The sequence below is a fragment of the Pseudomonas lactucae genome, from assembly GCF_016937615.1.
Lineage (GTDB): Bacteria > Pseudomonadota > Gammaproteobacteria > Pseudomonadales > Pseudomonadaceae > Aquipseudomonas > Aquipseudomonas lactucae.
This window is the reverse complement of sequence record NZ_JAFHKI010000022.1, coordinates 14,231-32,456: the sequence shown is the minus strand read 5'-3', so window position 1 is coordinate 32,456 and position 18,226 is coordinate 14,231. Positions and strand designations below refer to the sequence as shown.

17 protein-coding genes and 2 pseudogenes are annotated in these 18,226 nt (G+C 59.3%); 10 read left to right on the top strand and 9 right to left on the bottom strand.

All coding sequences use genetic code 11. The annotated features are described in order from the left end of the window. Positions 1–192: 192 nt before the first annotated feature. The 4 genes and pseudogenes from JWR98_RS04890 to JWR98_RS04875 form a co-directional block, all read left to right on the top strand. Positions 193–345: pseudogene (locus JWR98_RS04890) on the top strand (alpha/beta fold hydrolase); the annotation flags it as partial. A 45-nt stretch (positions 346–390) separates the two neighbouring features. Beyond that, a complete protein-coding gene (locus JWR98_RS04885; RefSeq protein ID WP_078732615.1) occupies positions 391–1,389 on the top strand; it encodes an NADP-dependent oxidoreductase in 999 nt (332 codons plus the stop codon). Positions 1,390–1,470: 81 nt separating this feature from the next. Next, positions 1,471–1,701 (top strand): hypothetical protein, encoded by a 231-nt coding sequence (locus tag JWR98_RS04880; protein ID WP_205489396.1) that lies wholly within the window; start codon positions 1,471–1,473, stop codon positions 1,699–1,701. 154 nt (positions 1,702–1,855) lie between these two features. After that, a complete protein-coding gene (locus JWR98_RS04875) occupies positions 1,856–3,436 on the top strand; it encodes a histidine kinase famiy protein (RefSeq protein WP_179119910.1) in 1,581 nt (526 codons plus the stop codon). A gap of 38 nt (positions 3,437–3,474) precedes the next feature. Here the strand turns inward: JWR98_RS04875 and cyoD are convergent, their stop codons facing one another. Genes cyoD through cyoA form a run of 4 tightly spaced genes read right to left on the bottom strand, consistent with a single transcriptional unit; the run spans position 3,475 to position 7,326 of the window. Further along, complete coding sequence (gene cyoD / locus JWR98_RS04870; protein WP_003174468.1) at positions 3,475–3,813, bottom strand: cytochrome o ubiquinol oxidase subunit IV; 339 nt, start codon at positions 3,811–3,813, stop codon at positions 3,475–3,477. Position 3,814: 1 nt separating this feature from the next. Further along, positions 3,815–4,429: a cytochrome o ubiquinol oxidase subunit III gene (cyoC, locus tag JWR98_RS04865; protein ID WP_003174469.1), complete on the bottom strand. Its 615-nt coding sequence runs from the start codon at positions 4,427–4,429 to the stop codon at positions 3,815–3,817. Between the two features lie 3 nt (positions 4,430–4,432). After that, positions 4,433–6,406, bottom strand: coding sequence for a cytochrome o ubiquinol oxidase subunit I (gene cyoB / locus JWR98_RS04860; protein WP_205489395.1), 1,974 nt, complete (start codon positions 6,404–6,406; stop codon positions 4,433–4,435). Between the two features lie 2 nt (positions 6,407–6,408). Next, complete coding sequence (cyoA, locus tag JWR98_RS04855; RefSeq protein ID WP_205489394.1) at positions 6,409–7,326, bottom strand: ubiquinol oxidase subunit II; 918 nt, start codon at positions 7,324–7,326, stop codon at positions 6,409–6,411. Positions 7,327–7,701: 375 nt separating this feature from the next. Between cyoA and JWR98_RS04850 the strand changes: the two genes are divergently transcribed. From JWR98_RS04850 to JWR98_RS04840, 3 genes and pseudogenes are all read left to right on the top strand, one after another. Further along, complete coding sequence (locus JWR98_RS04850) at positions 7,702–8,016, top strand: hypothetical protein (RefSeq protein ID WP_078732620.1); 315 nt, start codon at positions 7,702–7,704, stop codon at positions 8,014–8,016. 131 nt (positions 8,017–8,147) lie between these two features. After that, positions 8,148–9,323, top strand: a pseudogene (locus JWR98_RS04845) (hypothetical protein). Beyond that, positions 9,320–10,045 (top strand): demethoxyubiquinone hydroxylase family protein, encoded by a 726-nt coding sequence (locus JWR98_RS04840; RefSeq protein WP_205489393.1) that lies wholly within the window; start codon positions 9,320–9,322, stop codon positions 10,043–10,045. The pseudogene JWR98_RS04845 and the gene JWR98_RS04840 overlap by 4 nt, the downstream one beginning before the upstream one ends. A 290-nt stretch (positions 10,046–10,335) precedes the next feature. Here the strand turns inward: JWR98_RS04840 and JWR98_RS04835 are convergent, their stop codons facing one another. The 4 genes from JWR98_RS04835 to JWR98_RS04820 all read right to left on the bottom strand — a co-directional run bounded on the left by JWR98_RS04835 (position 10,336) and on the right by JWR98_RS04820 (position 12,393). Next, on the bottom strand, positions 10,336–10,605 hold the full coding sequence (locus JWR98_RS04835) for a DUF6555 family protein (RefSeq protein ID WP_205489392.1): 270 nt from the start codon (positions 10,603–10,605) through the stop codon (positions 10,336–10,338). Positions 10,606–10,940: 335 nt separating this feature from the next. Further along, on the bottom strand, positions 10,941–11,492 hold the full coding sequence (locus JWR98_RS04830) for an ATP-dependent Clp protease proteolytic subunit (RefSeq protein ID WP_078732623.1): 552 nt from the start codon (positions 11,490–11,492) through the stop codon (positions 10,941–10,943). A 53-nt stretch (positions 11,493–11,545) separates the two neighbouring features. Beyond that, entirely contained in the window at positions 11,546–11,896 is a 351-nt protein-coding gene (locus JWR98_RS04825; protein ID WP_003174480.1) for a con-10 family general stress protein, read from the bottom strand. Between the two features lie 320 nt (positions 11,897–12,216). After that, a complete protein-coding gene (locus JWR98_RS04820; protein ID WP_003174481.1) occupies positions 12,217–12,393 on the bottom strand; it encodes a con-10 family general stress protein in 177 nt (58 codons plus the stop codon). Between the two features lie 318 nt (positions 12,394–12,711). On the opposite strand from JWR98_RS04820, the gene JWR98_RS04815 reads away from it, so the two are divergent. From JWR98_RS04815 to JWR98_RS04805, 3 genes are read left to right on the top strand one after another with little or no spacing between them, the layout of a single operon-like run. Next, complete coding sequence (locus JWR98_RS04815; RefSeq protein WP_078732624.1) at positions 12,712–12,933, top strand: PLDc N-terminal domain-containing protein; 222 nt, start codon at positions 12,712–12,714, stop codon at positions 12,931–12,933. Between the two features lie 13 nt (positions 12,934–12,946). Beyond that, positions 12,947–13,462 carry a hypothetical protein gene (locus tag JWR98_RS04810; RefSeq protein ID WP_078732625.1) on the top strand — a complete coding sequence of 172 codons (516 nt, stop codon included), beginning with the start codon at positions 12,947–12,949 and terminating at the stop codon, positions 13,460–13,462. Between the two features lie 8 nt (positions 13,463–13,470). Further along, on the top strand, positions 13,471–13,914 hold the full coding sequence (locus JWR98_RS04805; protein WP_078732626.1) for a DUF421 domain-containing protein: 444 nt from the start codon (positions 13,471–13,473) through the stop codon (positions 13,912–13,914). A 7-nt stretch (positions 13,915–13,921) separates the two neighbouring features. On the opposite strand, the gene JWR98_RS04800 is transcribed toward JWR98_RS04805, so the two are convergent. Beyond that, positions 13,922–18,067 (bottom strand): CheR family methyltransferase, encoded by a 4,146-nt coding sequence (locus tag JWR98_RS04800; protein WP_205489391.1) that lies wholly within the window; start codon positions 18,065–18,067, stop codon positions 13,922–13,924. Between the last annotated feature and the right edge of the window lie 159 nt (positions 18,068–18,226).

The following is an 18,226-nucleotide window of genomic DNA, read 5'->3' as shown; positions in this document are numbered from 1 at the left end:
GTGCCGAGTGTTGGGGCAAGAGCGTTGCTTACTTTTGACTGGGCCGGCATTCCGGCTTTTCAAAAGTGAGCCGCTGTAAAAGCGGAACCAGTAGCCGCCGTTACCGCAGAAACGCATATGTACTCAGTCAGATCCAAAAAAATAGTCGCCTGACAAGCTGCTATCGGGAGCAAGCTCCCTCGCCACAGCCATCACGACATCATGGTGCCCACGGCCAATTCGATCGAGCTGGCCAGGCGCATTCCCGGTGCCCAGTTGATTCTTTACAAGGACGCCGGGCACGGCGGGATTTTCCAGTACTACGCTGAGTTTGTCGCCCAGGCGCGGGCGTTCCTTGACGCTTGAGCGCTTTGACGCCGTTTTCCTCCCACTGACAAGAGTATCCGCAGCATGAAGGCATTTTTCATAGAGCGTTACGGCAAGCGCAACGGCGCGATGGGTGAAGTACCCGAGCCGGTGGTGGGGGAGCACGATGTGCTGGTCCGAATTCACGCCGCCAGCGTGAACCCGTTGGACTCAAAGATCAGGGCGGGGGAGTTCAAGCTGATCCTGCCCTACGCATTGCCCCTGGTGTTGGGCAATGATCTGGCCGGTGTGGTGGTCGGCATCGGCTCGGCGGTTACGCGCTTCAAGGCCGGCGATGAAGTCTACGCACGTCCTCCCGACGGGCGCATCGGTACCTTCGCCGAGCGGATTGCCGTGAACGAGCACGCCTTGGCGCTCAAGCCCACGAACCTGGACATGCTCCAGGCCGCGTCCATTCCCTTGATCGCACTCACCGCCTGGCAGGCACTGGTGGAGACCGCCCAGGTGAAACCCGGCCAGAAGGTATTGATTCACGCCGGGTCCGGCGGTGTCGGCACGCTGGCCATCCAGCTCGCCAAACACCTCGGCGCATTTGTCGCGACCACCACCAGTACGGCGAATGTCGAGTGGGTCAAAGCGCTGGGCGCGGACGTGGTCATCGACTACACACAGCAAAATTTTGCCGACGAGCTGCAGGGTTTTGACGTGGTGTTGAACAGCCTCGGTGGCGATGTACTCGAACAGTCGCTCAACGTGCTCAAGCCTGGCGGGCAGCTCATTTCCATTTCGGGCCCGCCGACCGCGCAATTCGCCCAGGCGCAAGGCTTGTCCTGGCTGCTGCGACAGGTCATGCGCCTGCTCAGCAGCGGGATTCGACGCAAGGCACGCAAGCGGGGCGTAGGCTACACATTTTTGTTCATGCGCGCCGACGGCGCGCAGCTGCAGGCGATCACCGCGCTGATCGAAGCGGGATCGATCAAACCGGTGATTGACCGTTGCTTCCCTTTTGAGTCGACGGCCGAGGCATTGACGTATGTCGAGCAGGGCCGGTCCAAAGGCAAGGTGTGCATCCGCATCCACTGAGTACGCCATTCGTCCTTTTTCGCGCACTCCAGAGCCAAATGCGATTCCAAGGGATTATCACCGGTGAACTGGAGATTTCCCATGAAACATGACCCCTCCCATCCCCAGCAGGACTCCCATGAAGACCTGGGTGACCCGAATGACGACGGTTGCCTGGTCGGCACGGCCGGGCGTGAGGAAGACCCCAACGCGACCACCGACTGGGATCACCCCGATGACATCGATACCGAGCTGGAGATCGATGTAAAGCCGCCCAATGGCACGCCCGGTATCGACGTTGTGCCTGATGATGACAATGAAGGTGCGGATTGACCGGCCTGTCGAGCAGGGCCGGACCAACGAAGCATAGGTATCTGTGGCGAGGGTGCTTGAGATCAAGATCAACAGCCAGAGCCACAGCGCAGCGTCGCACTCCGAGCGGTTTTTATGGTCAATGGGACACGCACCACTGACCCGGAGGTGAACCTTGGCAAAAAATACAAAGCCTGTGGTCCACGACAGCGATCTGGCGGCGTTGTCCGCCCACCGCAAAGACCTGTTCTTCGCCGCCATGCAAACCAGCCACAGCGCGATGATCGTGACCGATCCTGCGCAGCCCGACAATCCGATCATCTTCGCCAACCAGGCGTTCCTGGCCCTCACGGGGTATGAACAGGATGAAGTGATCGGGCGCAATTGCCGCTTTCTGCAAGGGCCGCACACCGACAAGGACGCCTTGCGCCACGTGCAGCGCGCGTTGGAGCGACACCACGAGGTGTGCGTGGAGGTCATCAATTATCGAAAGGATGGCTCGACGTTCTGGAATGAATTGTTCCTGGCGCCCTTGTTCAACGAGCGCGGGCAACTGGTGTATTTTTTTGCTTCCCAGCTGGACGTGAGCCGGCGTCACGACGCCGAACGACGGGTGCGTCGCCTACAGGACCTGGAAGCCCTGGGGCAATTGACCGGCGGTATCGCCCATGACTTCAATAACCTGCTGCAGGTGATGGTCGGCTATCTCGAACTGATCCAGCAGAGCGCCAAGCGCCCCGGCAGCGACCCGCAGCGCATCGTCAACAGCGCCGGTCGTGCCAGGGCGGCCGCTGAAAAGGCGCAGACCCTGACCCAGCAATTGCTGGCGTTTTCGCGCAAGCAACGGCTCGACAGCCGCGTGATCAACTTGAACCGCTTGCTCAGCCGCCCGGACTTCATGGCGCAGGCGCTGCCGGGTGTCGATCTGCAGCTGGAACTCGCGCCTGACCTCTGCAACTGTTGCGTCGACCCTGCACAGGCGGAGCTGGCGGTGCAGCACCTGCTGTCGAACGCCAGGGATGCGTTAGAGGGGCGTGACGCGCCGACGGTGACGGTCAAAACCTGCAATGTCCAGGTGCCGGGCGATGTGCTCGCGCAAGACGCTGGCCTGGCCGCGGGCGACTATGTGAGCATCTCGGTCAGTGATAACGGCAACGGCATGGCCACCGGCATCCAGGAAAAAGTCATGCAGCCGTTCTTCACGACCAAGGAGGAGGGCAAGGGCTCGGGGCTGGGGTTGTCGATGGTGTATGGGTTCGTCAAGCAGTCGGGCGGGGCGGCGCGGGTCCATTCATCCCCCGGTATCGGTACGACGATACGCCTGTATTTTCCGGCGGACGACAGCCAGCCTTGGGTCGAACAGACACCGGCGCAGACGACCTCGCTGCAAGGTCGCGAGCGCATCCTGATCGTGGAGGACCGGCCCGAGGTGGCCGAACTGGCGCAGGTGGTCCTGGCGGATTACGGTTACCGCACAGACACCGCGCTCAATGCCGCCGAAGCATTGGCCAAGCTCAAGCACACGACGTATGACTTGGTGTTCAGTGACCTGATCATGCCGGGCGAGATGAATGGCGCAGCGCTCGCACGTGAGGTCTCGCGCCTGTACCCCTGCACCAGGATCCTGCTGACGACCGGCTACGCCAAAGACTCGTTGGAGCGCGCCGATGTGCAGGTGCAGGAATTCGAGCTGATTCCCAAACCCTATCGGCCGGTTGATCTGCCGCGCAAAATCCGCGCGGTGCTCGATGCGTAACCCGCGAACGCCTAGCGTAGCCGCAGCCTCGCCAGTGCTCAGTGCGCCAGCATATTGTGGTGAATACTGTTCATGATCCATAGCGACAGGCCCACCAGCAGCACAATGATGACCGCCGAGAAAATCAGCGCAATCAGGTTCCAGCGTTGTTCCTGCGCCGTGTCCAGGTGCAGGAAGAATTTGAGGTGGACCACGATTTGGATCGCGCCCAGTGCCACCACCAGCCACGCGGTGACGGTGCGCGGCAGTGACGGGAACATCGCCAGGCCGAAGGGGATCAGGGTCAGCAGCACCGACACCACAAAGCCCACCAGGTAAGAGCGGCTGCTGCCATGGCTTGTACCGGCGCTGCTGTGAATCGAACTTTGCTTGTACATGTCACACCACCCCCAGCAGATAGACCACGGTAAACACGCAGATCCACACCACGTCCAAAAAGTGCCAGAACAAGCTCAGGCAACTGAGACGCGTGGCATTGGTGGTGGTCAGGCCGCGTTGATGAACCTGGGCCATCAGTACCGCCATCCACACCAGCCCCGTCAGCACGTGCGCGCCGTGGGTGCCCACGAGGGTGAAGAACGCGGTCAGGAATGCACTGCGGTCCGGTCCGTGGCCCGCTTCGATCAGGTGGTGGAATTCGTTGATTTCCATGGCGATAAAACCTGCGCCCAACACGAATGTGAGCCCCAGCCAGCGCAAGACGTGCCCTTGCTGACCACGGTTCATGGCGAGCATTGCGTAGCCGTAGGTGATGCTGCTCAGCAGCAACAGCATGGTTTCACCCAGCACATAGGGCAGTTCGAAAATATCCACGCTTGAGGGGCCGCCGGCCACGCTGTCGCGCAGCACGGCATAGCCGGCAAACAAGGTGGCGAACAGGATGCAGTCGGTCATCAGGTAGATCCAGAACCCGAACAGGCTCAGGGAACCGGCGTCTTCGTGCCCTTGTTCGTGGGTATGTGCGATGTCTTTTTCGATAACGATATGGGACATGGGTCAAGCCTCTGCCAGGTCTTTCAGACGTGCCGTTTCGATGCGCGCGACTTCCTGCGCAGGCACGAAGTAAACGGTGTCTTCGTCGTAGCTGCGCACCACGAATGCAACCACCGACGCCACCAGGCCGAACGCCGCCATCCACCAGATATGCCATACCAGGGCGAAGCTGCAGACCAGCGCGAACAGGCTGATGACCAGGCCCGAGGCGGTGTTGCGCGGCATGTGGATGCTTCGGTAATCAGTGTGGCTTAGGGTGCTGACGCCGCGCTCCTTCATGCCCCAGTAAGCGTCCAGGTCGCTGACCTTGGGTTGTTCGGCGAAGTTGTACAGCGGTGGCGGAGAGGCGGTGGCCCATTCCAGGGTACGGCCGTCCCACGGGTCACCGGTGAGGTCGCGATAGCGGTGACGGTAGCGGATGCTGACAAACAGTTGCAGGGCCTGGGCGGCGACACCGCAGAGGATAATCGCCACGCCCGCCAGTTCGAGCAGCAGCCAGGGCCGCCACTCCGGGTTGTTGAAGTGGTTGAGGCGGCGCGTCATGCCCATGAAACCCAGCACATACGACGGCATGAAGGCGAAATAGAAGCCGGTCAGCCAGCACCAGAAGGCAATGCGCCCCAGCCTGTCGTACAAGCGAAAACCAAAGGCCTTGGGGAACCAGTAGGTCAGGCCGGCCATGTAGCCGAACACCGCGCCGCCGATGATCACGTTGTGAAAGTGAGCGATCAGGAACAGGCTGTTGTGCAGCATGAAGTCGGCGCCGGGCACGGCCAGCAGGACGCCGGTCATGCCGCCGATGCTGAACGTCACGATAAAGCCCAGGGTCCACAGCATGGGGGTTTCGAAGCGCACTCGACCCCGGTACATGGTGAACAGCCAGGTAAAGATCTTCACCCCGGTCGGCACGGCGATGATCATCGTCATGATGCCGAAGAACGCGTTGACGTTGCCGCCCGAGCCCATGGTGAAAAAGTGATGCAGCCACACGATGAACGACAGCACGGTAATCGAGATCGTCGCCCACACCAGCGACACGTAGCCGAACAGCCGTTTACTGCTGAAGGTGGCCGCTATTTCGGAAAATACCCCGAACGCCGGCAGGATCAGGATGTACACCTCCGGGTGCCCCCAGGCCCAGATCAGGTTGACGTACATCATCGGGTTGCCGCCGGCTTCGTTGGTGAAAAAATGCATGCCCAGGTAACGGTCCAGGCTCAGCATCAGCAGGGTGGCGGTCAGAATCGGGAACGACGCCAGGATCAGCACCGACGTGCACAGCGCATTCCAGGTGAACACCGGCATCTTGAACAAGGTCATGCCTTCGGTGCGCATCTTCAGGATCGTCACGAAGAAATTCACCCCCGTGAGCAAGGTGCCGATGCCCGATATCTGCAGTGACCAGATGTAATAGTCCACGCCGACCCCGGGGCTGTAACCCAGCTCGGACAACGGCGGATAGGCAACCCAGCCGGTGCGCGCAAACTCGCCCACCCCGAGTGAAATGTTGACCAGTGCCGCGCCGACCACGAACAGCCAGAAACTCAACGCATTGAGAAACGGGTAGGCCACATCGCGCGCGCCGATCTGCAACGGCACAACGATATTCATCAACCCGACCACGAAAGGCATGGCCATGAAGAAGATCATGATCACCCCGTGGGCGGTGAAGATCTGGTCGTAGTGTTCCGGCGGCAGGTAACCCGGCCCGCCGCCGGCGGCCATGGCTTGCTGGGTGCGCATCATGATCGCGTCGGAGAAGCCGCGCAGCAGCATCACCAGTGCGACGATGATGTACATGCAGCCGATTTTCTTGTGGTCCACCGAGGTGAACCATTCGCGCCACAAATACCCCCATTGGCGTTTCCAGGTTATCGACCCCACCAGCGCCACACCGATCAGCCCGACGACGGCCAGGGTGTACATCACAATGGGTTCAGTCGTCGGAATCGCGTCCCACGATAGTTTTCCGAACATGCTTATTGCTCCTTGACCAGGTAGTGATCGGAACGCTTGCCGGCGTCGTTCAACTGCGTCTGGCCGCGCCTTTTATCGGCCTTGTTCATGCCTTCGTACTTGTCGACGATGTCCAGGAACAATCGCTCCTGTACCGCCGAGTAATAGGTCACCGGGTGGCGGGTGCTGGGCTTGGCCAATTGCGCATAGCTGTTTGGGTCGAGGGGCCTTGCCGCGCCCTTGACCTTTTCGACCCAGGCCTGGAAGTCGGCAGGGCGCAGTGACAGCGTGGCGAAGTGCATGTCGGAAAAACCGGGGCCGTTGTAGTTGGCGGCAATCCCCCTGAACACGCCGGTTTCGTCGGCGATCAGGTGCAGCCTGGTCTGCATGCCGGCCATGGCGTAGATCTGTCCGCCCAGGGCCGGGATAAAAAAGGAAGTCATGGCGGCGTCGGAGGTGATGGTAAAGCTCACCGGCGTGTGTACCGGCAGGGCCAGCTCATTGACGCTGGCGATGCCCAGGTCGGGGTAGATGAACAGCCATTTCCAGTCGGTGGCGACCACTTGCACGTTGATTGGTGGTGTGTCCGAGTCGAGCGGTCGATAGGGGTCCAGGGCGTGAGTGGTTACCCAGGTGACCCACCCCAGGGCAATGATGATAAGCAACGGAACGCCCCAGACCACCGCTTCGATTTTGTGTGAACTGGCCCAGCGGGGGGAGTAGCGCGCTGTTTTGTTGGTCGCGCGGTAGCGGTAGGCAAACACGAATGTCAGCACGATCACCGGCACCACCACCAGCAACATCAGGCCCGTGGCGAGGATAATCAGGTCGCGTTCATCGGTTGCAATCTGCCCCTTGGGGTTGAATACCACCAGATTGCAACCGGTTAACAAGAACATGCCGGTGAGTGAGACCAGGCAATACCCAAGCATTCTATTCATGCCCTGCTCCTGTGTTGAAAGTTCCACTGTTTCCCTGTTGAAACTGCCGCAATTGCGTTCGCAAGTTAGTCTGTCGACGCACTGACGCTGCGCTTGTTACAGGCCCCGTTGTCGTCAGTCGGCTAACGCCTGGCAATAAGCCGCCCGCCACGGATAAATCCCCGGTTTTGTTGGGTTCAAGGTTGGGCGGCGGGGCGTGTTGCAGCCAGCTCCCGAAAGGTTTGAATGGGGTCTTCCGGGTTGGTTTAACAATTTGTTACGTCGCCTGACGAACGGTTTAACAAGCGAAACGGTGACGGCGTTTTAATAGGTGCGTGAGGTAATCAAGTTGTCAGGTAAGTTGAGGGCGCTCAACTAACGTTGGTGGAGAACACTATGTTTATTCGTGGCAATACCTATAAGGCGTGGGCCGCCAAGGCGCTGGACGAAGAGTGCTTTACCCAGGAAGTGGAAAACGGTTGCCATATCGAAGTCAGGGCCCGGGAACGCGAGGACGCTGACATTGAAATCCTGATCAGCGTCTACACCGCCACAGGGGAGTGTGTCGTCGAACGAACCCGGCAGTTGCCGGGCGCGGAATGGACGGTGCGCGACGCGCTCAAGCGCGGGATTGACCAGGCCGAAAGGATCGCGGGTGGCGAGTCCGGTCGATTGCCCTGCGCTGATGCGCACCAGCACGCAGACGACTGACTGCTCATCGGAGGGAGAACGCAAAATTTCGATGCCTTCATTCGATCTTCTGGTCATCAAGGAAGGGCCATGAAACCTGTGACGATTGCCGCGGCGGCCCTTCGTGATGACTGATGAAAGGAGATCGATCCATGTCGAAAATCGATAATCTGCTGGACAACAAGGGCACCCCCTTGGACAAGCAGAGCTTTACCTGGCGTGATCTGGCCAGCAAGCCGATCAGCAAGCTGGACGACGATGCATTCACCCGGGTGCGGATGATTTTGATGAACGGCGTTGAATCCGACGCCTTGCGACTCAAGCACTTCGGCGCGCGGTTTCACAAGAAGCTGCAGCTGCCGCTGGCGCAGATACGCCGTGTCGAGCAACACCAGATGACCGCGATCAACTGGCTGCTGTAGGCCGACCATTCGCCCCTGGAAACCACCGTGGCCTATGAGCAGGTGGCGATCGAGGTGACCGCCGCCGTTGCCCAGAACGAGCCCGACGCGTATCAGGCGCAAACCTACCGTTTCGGTCTGCTGGAAGACTTCGATCACCTTTATCGCTATGCCGCCATGCTTGATCGGTTGGAAGGCAAGGATGCCAACAACATCCTGCAGGGCTACACCGACCTCGTTCCCGGCCGGCCGACCAGCGAGCATCATCGCGCGCCCAGCGATGACCTGCGTGACAACTATGAGAAGGACAATGCTGCCCTGATCACCAAGATCCACGCGGCGCTGATCACCGGTGCCGAATACCAGACCCACGATTACTACATGAACATCGGTCCGTTGTTCGCCGACCCGGTCGCTCGCGCGCTGTACGCCGAAATTGCCTCGGTCGAGGAGCAGCATGTGACCCAGTACGGTTCGTTGCAGGACCCCAGCGAAACCTTCATGGAAAAGTGGCTGGTGCACGAGGCGATGGAGGTCTACACCTATGCCAGTTGCGCCGAGCAGGAAGACAACCCGCGCATCAAGGCGCTCTGGGAGCGCTTTGTCGACTATGAACTGGGCCATCTCAACCTGGCCTGCGAGTTATTCAAGCAATACGAACGCCGCGATCCCACCGAGGTATTGGCCGGCCCGCTGCCGCGCATGATCGAATTCAAGAGCCAGCGCGATTTTGTGCGCGAGACCTTGTCCCGCGAGGTCGACCTGCGTGCCCATGGCATCGATTACGTGCCGAAGGAAAGGGAAGGGCAGGCGTCTCTGGATCAGCGCGCACGCCTTAACAGTGAGGGCGTTCCGGCCAACGTGGTGTCGGCTGGCTACACCTCCAAACCGGGCACCGAACTCAACCCAGCGGGAGAACAGCAATGAGCGAACGTCAAGTGATCATCGGCACCAACCGCACCGGCGCGCAGATGTCGCCTGAAGGCACCGCACGCCAATTGGAAGCTACGCGCATGTTTCCCGCCGATGTCCCCGGCGGCATGAGCGCCTACACCGCCGAGCGCGAGCGGGCTATTCGCGAAGCCGACCTGATCGGCTCGGTACCGGCGCCCGGCACGGCCAAAGGCGTGGTCAAGACTGCGCTCGACAAAACCCTCGGCAAGGCGCCTGAAGTACTGCTCGACAAGCTCGGCGAACGCCTGGCCTTCGAGCGCACCGGTGTGCGCCTGTATGAAGCGATGATCGCCAAGGCCGCCTCGGCACCTGGCGCCGACCCCGCGCTGGCGGACACCTTGCGGCACATCCAGGCAGAAGAACTGGAGCACGTGAACATCGTGCGCGAAGCCCTCGAAACCCTGGGCGCCGACCCCACCGCCATGACGCCTTGTGCGGATGTGGCCGGGGTCAAGGCCATGGGCGTGCTGCAGGTGTTGACTGACCCGCGCACCACCGTGTCGCAGTCGATGGGTGCAATCCTGACCATCGAACTGGAAGACAACGCCGCCTGGGAGCTGTTGATCGAACTGGCCGAGAAAGGCGGGCATCCGCTGATTGCCAAGCGCTTTAAAACGGCGTTGCAGCAGGAAGAAACGCACCTGGCCACGGTTCGCCAGTTCATTCGCGATGACCTGCTTGAACAGGTGAGCTGACCTGAGTGCAAGGCGCGGTTTCATGCCGACACCGGCGTGAAACCGCGCGTACGCAAGGTAGCGCAATCGGCTCGGCGTCATGGACGTAAAAAACGTCGTTGTGTTCCGGATAGAGCTACTCGTAAAAAAAGCCCGCACAAAGTACGGGCAAACAGGAGTATTACCAGGGACTTAATGAGTGAACACTCAGGAGTAAGAAATGCAAACAGCGAATACAGTTTGGTTTTTTTAATCAGCTGGCGACGTATGGCAATAGGCGTGATAACGCGCAGTGTTGTTTAAAGTTATGTTCATTCGGGAGGGGGAGGCGTATAGGGCTTTGCAATGAACGGAACACTCCCCGAGGGACGCCACCTGACATTTTCAAGGCCATAGCGCTCGGCAAGCGGTTTACTGATGCGTTTGATCTTTTCATTGCGCGACCGCGGAATGATACCGATGCCGGCGTCGCAACAGGCCCAGTGCCACGCCTCTGCGTTGCTCATGACGTCGGCCCTGATAATGAAGGATCTGGATTCATGGTGAAGTTCGTATTCGATGATATATAAAGAGTTTTTCATAAAGGCTCCGTCTGAATTTTTTTTGTTAGTTGTTACGGACGAAGGTTCAGAATTTTTTCTTGTACGCGCGCGCTTGGTTTGTACAGCTTTTTAGCGGCGTGTCAGTGAGTGCCGTTCGTCGGTGTTTGATGAAAAAAAACCAACATCTATCGCCTGTTTTCATTCTTAATAATGAGTCTGTTAATCAGGCAGGCTCTTGGTAAAAACTCCTGTCTTGCCCGCACAATGTGCGGGCTTTTTTAGTGCAAATAAGCAGGCGCGAACGATTGCACGTCAACTAAGTGAGGGTGAGTTGTGCGTGGCCGTTACGCTTGAAGATGCCTGCCCGCTCGACTTCAAGAGTGAATAAAGCTGCTCACGAACTCAGCCTTGATCACCGGCAGTTCGATTCCATGGATCAGACCGGCCGCCAGGGCTTGTTGAGGGTCAAGAATACGTGGGGCCGCGATCAGGTACTTTTCGGTTTCCAGTTTTTCGGCGGCATCGGGCGTGCGTTCGGCCACGATGCGGGCGTAGAGCTGCAAGTCATAATCGAGGCTCATTGCATATTCGGACATACGCGAATGGTCGACAGCACCTTGCAGGTGCCAATGAAACGGATGGAACAAAAACTTGCTGTGCCGGCACGCGGTGCGCCGCTCGCCGGCCAGGAAAATGATGTTACCCATCGATTCCACGGTACCCAAATTATGGGTGTGGACCGGAATCGGCAAGGACAGCAAAAAGTTGTACATCGTAAAGCCGTAGCTGCATTCACCGCCCATGGTCGCGATGTTCAGCACCAGGCCAGAGGCGTCGCGCTGCACGGCCAACGAGGCTTTTTCGATGAGTTGGCTACAGGTGGACGCGTTAACCGGTCCGGTAAAGTTAATGACGTGTAAAGGCATGGGATCCCTCGTCAAAGAAAGCAGGGGAGCCATGCTCCCCTGCGTCAAGCGCCTCAACTGTTGCGGCCGCCGCCGTGGCTGTGCTCGCCGCCTTTACGTCCGGCTTCAGAGGCTTTTTCACGGTCGTTGGCGAAATTGCCGCCACTGTTCTGACCGCCTTTACTGCCGGCTTCAGCGGCACGCTCAGGGTCGTTCTTGAAGTTCCCGCCGCTGTTCTGGCCGCCTTTACTGCCAGCTTCCGCTGCACGCTCGGGATCGTTCTTGAAGTTCCCACCGCTGTTTTGGCCACCTTTGCTGCCGATCTCCTGGTAGAACTCCTTGTCATGCGTGGCAGAAGTGGCTTCGCCGCCTTTTTTACCGGCTTCGCTGACGCTCATTTTGCCTTGCTTGTCTTGAGTACTCATCTTTAGCTACCTCGTCGTTATGTCGGTCAATAAACGTTAACTTCGATGTTGCATGGGTGTTGCTACCAACTTGCGCGTGTCGCTATAAGTGCCTTTCGCACAAGGGTGGCGTTTGTGCGGCGCCAACAGTGGCTTCGGCATGGTCAATAACTTGCTGGCGCTCATAACACCCTGAGGTGTTAGAGCGTGCGCTTGTTGTGGCTTGCGGTCGAACTTCCACTACAGGTCCGCGATGTAAGTCACGTCGCTGATAATCAATTGGCGCGCGCATGGTTAGTTACCTGGTTAGTGATGTAAGAGGAGGCGTGCAGTCTCCCGAGTCAAGACTTGCGACCGCCGCCGTGGCTGTTTTGCCCGCCTTTACGGCCGGCTTCCGAAGCTTTTTCGCGATCATTGGCGAAGTTGCCGCCAGATGCCTGGCCGCCCTTTTTACCGGCCTCGGAAGCTTTTTGAGGGTCGTTGGCAAAGTTTCCAGGGTTTTTATTACTGGTCGTCATGATAACTCTCCAAAATAAGGGATCGTTTCGCTAGTTGCGCATTTACGCAACGTGCACTTACTCCGATTGGGGCCGTCGCGAAAATGCTTTGTGGATTTTGAAAAATGGCGATGAACGGTAGTTAACTGAAAAAAACTTGTACAGGTACACGCACTGACTGCCGCTTCGTATAACTTTTTTGTGTTCGTTGATATTAAATTGATAGCTGTGCAGGCCGCTTCGCTTAGTCGGTGCTTATAGGCTTTAAGTGGTGAAAAAAGAATGAACCCTTACTGCGCGCTCCACACCTAACGAACATGGACTGACTGGAGGTGCATCATGCAATTCACCTATTTCTGGATTTCCCTGGGCGTCATTCTGTTGTTGCTCGACCTGTGGGTCATCAACAGTGTCTGGCGAAGCGATAACTCTTCCGGCAACAAGGCCGGTTGGACGGCCCTGGTCGTGTTGTTGCCGTATCTCGGGCTGGCGATCTGGAGCATTGCGGGGCCGCGCGGCGTGACCAAAGGCCCATCCTCGCCGGAACACAGCAAGGGCTAAGCCGGTGCGCCGTATGAAGCCACCGGTTCACGACGACCTGCGCAGCCGCAGTTACCCGGTCAATGAAGACATGGCTTTGCAGCGCAAGGTCTGGCGCTTCGAGCGCTTGGGTTGGTATGCGCTGGTCATGTTGATCGGCCTGAGCTTGGCCGGCTTGTTTTCCAAGGGGCCGCTGAGCACCACACAAACACGCAGCGCCGATGGGCAGTTGCGCGTTGAACACCAACGCTTCCTGCGCAACGGCGCTTCGGACGTGCTGGTGATTCATCTGCGGGGCAAGGCGCGCGAGCCCTTGGAAGTCGCGATCAGTGGCGAGCTGCTGCAGGGTTTCAATATTGAGATGCTGCAGCCGCAACCCCTCAAGGCCAGTACTGCGGGTGAAGGCGTCAGGCTGTGGGTGCTGAGCGACAATGATGGTCAGGCGGTGCTGTACCTGACCTTACGCAGCGACGGCGTGGGTAGCTTCGACACCCAGGTGACGCTGGCAACGGGCGCGTCCGTGCGTTTCTCACAATTCATTTACCCGTAGGGGGCACCATGGACTCGGTCTTGCGCGCAGCGGCGATTTACCTGATGTTGCTGGTTCTATTCAAGATCGCCGGCAGGCGCTCCCTGGCGGAACTGACCACCTTTGACCTGGTGCTACTGATGGTGATTGGCGAGGCCACGCAACAGGCGCTGCTGGGCGAAGATTTTTCGTTGACCAACGCCATTCTGGTGATCGTTACATTGATCGCCATCGACATTGGCTTCTCGCTGGTCAAGCAGCGCTCACGCTGGTTTGCCCGCTTGCTGGATGGCGGGCCGACCATCGTGGTTGAACACGGCAGAGTGCTCGTGGAACGTCTCAAGCAGGCGCGACTGGACGAAAGCGATATTCTCGAAGCGGCCCGCTCCGCCCAGGGCATCGTCGAGATCGAGCAGATCAAATTCGCCATTCTTGAGCGCAACGGAAAAATCTCGGTGATCCCCTTTGAGTGAGCCCTGCCTAACGGCGTGAACGGCAGAGTTGTTCGATCAGGTTGATCAACGCATCATGGGGCACGGGCTTGCTGACATGGGTGTCAAAGCCTGAATCAACGGACTTTTTCTGGTCATTGCCGGCACCGTAGCCGGTCAGGGCAATGGCCGGAACCTTGCGCAAATGGCCGATCTTGCGCAGTTTCTGCATCAGCTCATGGCCGTTCATTTTCGGCATGCCGATGTCCGAGATAATCACGTCATAGCGGGCGTCACGGGCGGTTTCGAGGGCGTTTTGCGGATCGTTGAATGCGCTGACCTGGGCGCCTTCCATTTCCAGCAGCATATTCAGCACATCAAGCACCTCCGCGGAATCGTCCACCAGCAATACCTTGATGCCGTTCAGGCGTTCATTCTCGGCCTGGGGGTCGCCGGCGTTCGGCAAGTGATCCTGTCGTTCGCTCAGCGGCAACAGGATCGAGAAGGTGCAGCCAAAGCCCAAGCCTTTGGAGTGAACATTCACCGAACCGTCGTGTGCTTCCACCAGTTGGCGCACCAGCGACAGGCCAATCCCCAGGCCCTCGCGTTGATGGGTCTGATGCTGGTTTTCCGCCTGCCCGAACAGGTCGAAGATTTTTTCCAGGCTGTCGTCGGCGAGCCCGGCGCCGCTGTCGATGACGTCCAGTTGCGCGTGCCCGTTCGAGCGGCTGAGCACCAGTTGCACCTGGCCATCCTGTGGGGTGAACTTCAGCGCATTGTTGACCAGGTTCCAGATCACTTGCTCGATTCGCGTCGGATCGGCGTCGACGATCAATGCACCGGGTTCCGACGGTGTCTGCAGGGTGACTTGGCGATGATGCCCGTCGGCAAGCACCACGCTGTGGATGTCCTGCAGTGTGCGAATCAGGTCGACCGGTTGTTTTTTCAGCTTGAGCTTGCCGGTACGAACCCGCGCCACATCCAGCAGGTCATCGATGATCCGCGCCTGGCTCGACACCGCTTCGCAGATAGTCTCCACAGCCCTGACCGCCGGGGCCGCAGTCTTGGTGACGGGCAAGCGTCGCAGCAACTCGGCGTTCAACTGGATCAGGTTCAACGGGTGTTTGAGTTCGTGGGACATCACCGCAAAAAATTCATCCTTGAGATGACTGTTGGTCTGGGTTTCCCTCAACCGCTGACTCTGTTCATCCTGGGTGCGTTTGTGGCCGGTGAGGTCGCGGGCGATCTTGACGTAGCCCTGCAGGCTGGCGCTCTTGAGCAGGGTGACTTCACCGCTGCAATAGAACCGGCTGCCATCCTTGCGCACGTGCCAGCGTTCATCTTCGCCGCGCCCATGGTCGCGGGCGGCGCGCAGTTCGCTCTCGGGTATGCCGGCGGAGCGGTCTTCCGGTGAGAAAATCAGATCGTAATAAGCACCCAGCACTTCGTCCTTGGTGTAGCCGAAGATCAGTTCGGCACCGGTGTTCCAATCGGTGATGGCGCCATGGTCATTCAAAATGATAATGGCAAAATCATGGGTGCTCTCGGCGACCAGGCGCATGCGCTCTTCACCCAGGCGCAGTTCCTCTTCGGCCTGGCGGCGCTTGGTGATGTCGATAAAGGTCAGCACGGTGCCGTCGATGTGGTCTTCGCTGGAGCGGTAGGGCAGCAAACGCGCAATGTACCAGCGCGCGTCCTTGCTGCTGATTTCCCGCTCGATGATGCTCAGCGATTCAAAGACGGTCGTCGCATCCTCGGTCATCTGCGGGTAATCGAGGCGGTGCGTGATGTCCATCAGCGAGCGCCCGGTGTCCACCGGCAGCATGCTGAAAAGATCAGTGGCCCGCGGGGTGAACCAGCGGATGCGCATGTTGCGGTCGACGAACACCGTGGCAATGTCGGTGGAGGCGATCAGGTTGGTCAGGTAGTCGTTGACCTTGTCCGTCTCCTCGACCTTGGTCTTGAGTTCGTAATTGACCGTCAACAACTCTTCATTGATCGACTGCAGCTCTTCCTTGCTGGTTTCCAGTTCCTCGGTGGCCGAACGCAGTTCTTCGTTGATCGCCTGCATCTCCTCGTTGGATGCCTTGAGTTCCTCGCTGGAGACTTCGGCCTGCTCGATGGTGTCCTGCAAATGCAGCTTGGTGCGTTGCAGCTCGCGCTCCAGGGTGCTCATGAGCTGGTTTTCTGCGAGGCTGATGGTGTCGGCCTCGACCTGCTGCGGGTCGACTTCGGTTTCCTGGAACATCACCAGCACATAGTCGTTTTCGGTGGCGTCATCGCGGTAGGGGCGGGCGCTGATGTCCACCAGGTAAGTGCCCTTCTCGCGTTGTATGCGGACCTTGCGCGAGGTCACGGCGATGTTCGATTGCTGGGCCTGGAACAGCGTGGTGCGGATATCCAGGCGCAGGTCGGGATGCACCAGCGCCAGCAAATTGTGGGTGATTTCCCCGGCCACATAGCGCAGGAACCGTCCCGCGCCTTCGCTCATGTGCAGGATATCGGCGTGGATGTCGACAATCACGCTGGGCGGCGCGGCCTTGGCCAGGGCGCGCAGGTGGATATCGTTGAACGAGAGCTTGTTGGGGGGCGGCGCGACAGCGGCGGTGGTCGAGGCGTTCGGGCGCAGATAGCCACCGCGCGGCATGGTGGGCGCGCGGCGCACCGCGGAGGAGCCGGCGCGCACACGAAAGATGCGGTTGCGCTTGTCCACCGGCACAAACAGGTCCAGGCAGGCGTCGGCCGACTCCGACGAACCCAGGAACAGGTAGCCACCGGGGCGCAGCGCAAAGTGGAACAGTTGCAGGATGTCGCGCTGCACTTCACGGTCCAGGTAGATCAACAGGTTGCGGCACACGATCAAATCGATCTGCGAGAACGGCGGGTCCGCCAGCAGGCTGTGCTTGGCGAACAGCACCTTTTCGCGGATCTCCTTGCGCACCCGGTAGTGTTGGTTTTTCTCCTTGGCGAAGTACTGGCGCAGGCGTGACGGCGGCACGTCCGTGATGATCGCTTCGGGATACACACCGTTGCGCCCGTGGGTAATGGCGCGCTCATCGATATCGGTGGCAAATATCTGCATCTTCGCGTTGCTGGCCTCCAGCGCCAACTGCTCGGCGACCAGCATCGCGAGGCTGTAGGCCTCCTCGCCGGTGGAACAGCCGGCCGACCACACGCGCACTTCCTCGCGGTGCGGCACGCTGTCTTCCAGGGATTTGACCAGGTTGGGAATCACATCCCGCTCAAGCGCTTCGAAGGCCTCGCGGTCGCGGAAGAAATTGGTCACCCCGATCAGCATATCGCCGAGCAATGCCTTGGTTTCTTCCGGATGCCCTTGCAGGTAGGTGTAGTAGGTGGCCAGGTCCGGTTGGGCGGTGACCTGCAAGCGCCGCTCGATCCGGCGCAGCACGGTGGCGCGTTTGTAGTGCTTGAAGTCGTGCCCGGTGCTGGCGCGCAGTTGGACCAGGATGTCGAGCAACAATTGCTCGGCCACCGCCGCATCGCGTTCGGTGGCGGGCGGGATGGTACGGATCTCGGGGTCATTGGCCGTGGGCAGGATGATCGACTGGGCGTTGCGCCACAGCTCCAGCAATTTCTGTGGCATCTCCACCACGGGCAGCACCAGGTCGACCATCTGGGTTTCCAGCGCCGCCAGGGGCATGCCGTCGTACTCGGCGTCTTCCGGTGTTTGCACCAGGGTGATGCCGCCTTGCTCCTTGATGCGTGAAAGGCCCACCGCGCCGTCGGAGCCGGTACCGGAGAGGACCAGGCAAAACGCCCGCTCTTTGTGGGTGTCTGCCAGGTCGCGAAAAAACAGGTCGATGGCCACATGCGAACCGCCCTCGCGCACCGAGGGCGATACAGACAGATAGCCATCATTCATCTTCAACAGCTGTGCAGGCGAAATGACATACACCTGATTCTTTTCAATTGGCAGGGTGCTATTGACCTGCACGACCGGCATGCCGGTCGACTCCTGGATGATCTTGTCCGCCACGCTCTGATGATCGGGGGACAGGTGCAGGATCACCACGAACGCCATGCCACAGTCTTTGGGCATGTGCTCAAAAAAGGCTTTCACCGCTTGCAGTCCGCCTGCCGACGCGCCAATACCTACCACCGGAAAGCTCAGGTGGCTGGGGGTCAGTTCCTTGCGTTGCGGAACGTTGGGGGACCGCAGGGGGGCAGACTTCATAAATACCAACCTTGGTTAACTGCGCACGAGAGAGCGTGTAGAGGGGACGAATTCCAGCGAGGGGTGAGGGCTGAACGAAAAGCGAAATATAGCTGAAAACCTGCGAATGACAGAATCCCTTCAGTCCACTCGAAGGCCCTCGCGTGGACCTTTACCTTT